Source organism: Blastomonas sp. CCH1-A6, assembly GCF_001556365.1.
Lineage (GTDB): Bacteria > Pseudomonadota > Alphaproteobacteria > Sphingomonadales > Sphingomonadaceae > Blastomonas > Blastomonas ursincola.
This window is the reverse complement of sequence record NZ_LSIS01000337.1, coordinates 1-3713: the sequence shown is the minus strand read 5'-3', so window position 1 is coordinate 3713 and position 3713 is coordinate 1. Positions and strand designations below refer to the sequence as shown.

Sequence of the window (3713 nt, the reverse complement as noted above, 5' to 3'; positions counted from 1 at the left end):
CGATCGTGGCGACCGATCCAAAGACCAGACCGGTGATCACGCTGGCATTATCGCCGTTGCGAAAGCCCGTGACGCTGCCGGTGAAGGCGGGGTTCGCCAGTCTGTATTCGCGCGTGGCATTGTCCGCCGTCACCGTTAGCAGCGCCTTGGTGATCGTCAGCGTACCGGGCACGTAGCTGAAGTCGTAGTTCGTCGCCGTACCGCCTGAGCCCGTAATCGCATAAGTGCCCACAGCCGACGCCGTCGTGGCGACGGTGCCATAGGTGAGACCGCTGATGACACTGGCGGTATCGCCGTTGCGATAGCCGGTGATCGTTCCCGTGAACGCCGGGTTGGCCAGGCCATATTCGCGCGTGGCGTTATTTGCCGTCACCGTCAGCAGCGCTTTGGTGATCGTCAGCGTGCCGGGGACGTAGCTGAAGTCGTAATTGGTCGCCGTCGCCCCCGATCCGATGATCGCATAGGTGCCGACCGGCGACGCAGTCGTTGCGACCGTGCCGAACGTCAGACCGGAAATGACGGAAGGGTTATCGCCGTCGCGAAAGCCGGTCACCGATCCGGTGAAATTCGGGTTCGCCAGCCCATATTCGCGCGTGGCGCTATCCGCCGTCACCGTCAGCAGCGCCTTGGTGATCGTCAGCGTGCCGGGCACAAAGGCAAAGCCATAGCCGACATCCGATGTCAGCGAGCCCAAAGCCGCGTTGATCGCGTAGGTGCCGACGCTGGAACTGGTGAACGCCGTCGTGCTGAGCGCCGGGTTGCCGGCAAAGGCATAGGCTGCGCTGTCGCCATTCGCCAGTCCGGCAAATCCAGCGGTGAAGGTCGGGTTGGCGAGCCCGTATTCGCGCGCGGCGTTGTTGGCCGTGAAGGTCAGGATGGGCTGACGGAAGAAGATGAACAGATTGCCGGGCTGGGTGATCGACCCCGGCGGGTTGAGCTGGAAACCGCGATTATAAAGATTGTTGCCGACCAGCCCGCCGCGCTCGATGACATCGTAATCGTTGGAATAGACAAGGAACCGCCCGCCCCCGGTCATGTTGAACGCGCCTGGTCCACCATTGTTGGTGAACACGCTGCCGATGACCGTGATGGCCGTTCCGGCACCGCTGGCGTTCAGCGTGATGCCCGCAGGAATGATGACTTCCTGAACGGGGCTGGAAAAGCCCGCATTGAGCACATTGATCGTGCCGGCGGTGATATTGCCCAGCGTGATGGCACCAGATTGCGGATTGGCAAGGCCGGCGCCAGGGCCGATCTGTATATCGACCAGACCCGTTCCTGCGTTGATGAAACCGCCCGCGCCAAAGGTGACGACCGAAGCACCGGGGTCGCGGAAGGCATCGATGGCACCGGGGAACAGGATGTTGTTGGTAAACAGTTCAACCCTGCCGTTATCGCTCGTGATCCCGGCGTTGACAAAGATGGAGCGGCCCGCCTCCAGGCGCAGATTGCCGCCATCGCCAGAGGGATTATCGACCAGAATTGCCGCGTTGACGGTGATGTCGTTGTTCGCCTGAAGCGTGACGCCGGTTCCGCCCGAAAGGATAGCGGCAAGCGCGCTGGCGCTGATCGTCACATCCCCGCCCGGATCGTCACCGAAGCCGAGGCCCGGCAGCCCGACCGCGCTGGCGGTGTTGAAGAAATAGACCGACCCGGCATTGCCGACCCGATCTTCGGGACCGTCGTCTCCGGGCGCGCCCACCACCAGCCTGCCGCCATCGAGCGACAGCGCACTGCCGAAAAGGTCGGCAACGCCTGTGGGACCGAAGTTGATATCGGCAGGGCCGTTATACCCGCGGCCGATGCGCGAGGTGAGCGAGGGGTCGCCGCCAAAGCTCGCGCCGGGCACAGCAAAGAGATAGGCCGCGCCTACCCCCGCCTGCTCGTTGCCCGCGCCGCGATCGCCCGGCGCGCCGACCGCCAGGGTTTCGCCGCGCAGCGCCACCGCCGATCCGAAAAGATCGCCACTGTCCAGCGTGGGCACCCCATTGGCCCCGGCATAGTCCACACCCAGCGTGCGTGCGAGCGTCGGCGTCGCAAAGGCAGTGTCGGCAAAGGTGAACAGATGCACCGCGCCTGCGCTGGCCCTGCCACCCAGCGCGCCATCATCGCCGGTCGCGCCGACGGCAAGCCGCAACCCGTCAAGCGAGAGCGACGCGCCAAAGCGGTCCGCGCTGTCCAATATCGTCAGGTCAAGGTCGCTGCTGCCCGAATAGCCGCGGCCGATGGTTCCCGCGAGCGACGCTCCGAACAGGGCAGGATCGGTGAAGGTGATGAGGTAGACCGCACCGCTATCGGCGACCGCATTGCCAGCACCGTCGTCACCCGGCGCCCCGACGACCAGCCGGGTATCCAAAAGCGAGACCGCGCTGCCGAACCTGTCGTCGGCATCGAGGCTGATCCCCAGATTGTTGCCGCCGGCATAGCCAACACCGATCTGGCCCAGCAGGCCGCCGCTGTTGAAGTCGGTGTCGATAAAGGTGAAAAGATACACGGCGCCGGAATTGGGAACGCCGCGCGCTGCGCCCGGATCACCCGGCGCGCCCACGGCAAGCCGGGTCCCATCGAGCGAAACTGCGCTGCCAAAGGCCGCCCCCGCCGTCAGTTCGCTCACCGCGATATTCTTGCCGCCGCTATAGCCGCGTCCCACGATGCCCTGCAGAACGGGTGCCACAAAATCGGCATTGGCAAAGGAGAAGAGATAGACCGCGCCCGCGTTGGGAACGTTGATTCCCGCACCATCATCGCCGGGTGCGCCGACCGCCAGGCGGTTGCCGTCGAGCGATACCGCCGCGCCGAAATTGTCGTCGAGTTCGAGCCCCGCGACCGGCGTGCCGAGGCCACGAGTATAGCCGGAGCCGATGGTACCGACCAGCCGCACGCCGCCGAAATCGAGATCGGTAAAGGTGAACAGATAGACCGCGCCCGAATCATCGACATTGCCAGGATTGCCGAAGCCGTCATCCCCTGGCGCGCCGACCACGAGCCGGCCGCTGTCGAGAGACACCGCCGATCCGAAGAAATCGAGCTCGTCCAGCTCGACGTCAAAATCGACATTGGTGCCGAAATTGGCAAATCCCTTGCCCAGGATTTCGGAAACCGTGCCGCCGCCAAAACTGCTGTCGGAAAAGCTCAGCAGATAGACCGCACCCGAACTGACGGGGCTGGCGGCGGAGCTGGTGAGCCTCGGCGCGCCAATGGCCAATCGATCTCCATCGAGCGAAATCGAATGGCCGAAAAAGCTTCCGTCCCCCATGCCGAATGGCGTCAGCGCCGTGTCGACATCTCCAGGCCCATTATAGCCGGCGCCGACGATGCCGCGCTGGATTCCGCCGGAAAAGGCGAGATCGGCAAAAGTGAACAGATAGACCGCGCCCGGGCTGATCAGGCTGTTGCCGTTGCCGTCATCGCCAAGCGCACCGACCACCAGACGCGTGCCATCGAGCGCCACCGACGAGCCGAACCGGTCGAAATCGTCGAGCGCGATATCCAGGTCGTTGCCACCGGCATCGAAGCCGAGCCCGACAATGGCCTGCAGCGCACCGCCCTGGAACAGCGAATCGGCAAAGGTGAACAGATAGACCGCCCCGGTCTCGCGCTCGAGCGCGGGGGGATTGCCTGCGGCGTCGTCGCCATCGGCCCCGACCGCCAATCGGTTGCCATCGAGCGAAACCGATGTGCCGAAGCGGTCATTGGCCTGGATATCGGCCAGG

General features: G+C 64.5%; 1 protein-coding gene. It reads right to left on the bottom strand.

All coding sequences use genetic code 11. The features are described from left to right. Positions 1-3713, bottom strand: a 3713-nt coding sequence (locus AX735_RS16180) for an MBG domain-containing protein (RefSeq protein WP_066282347.1), incomplete at both ends; no start/stop codon positions are given.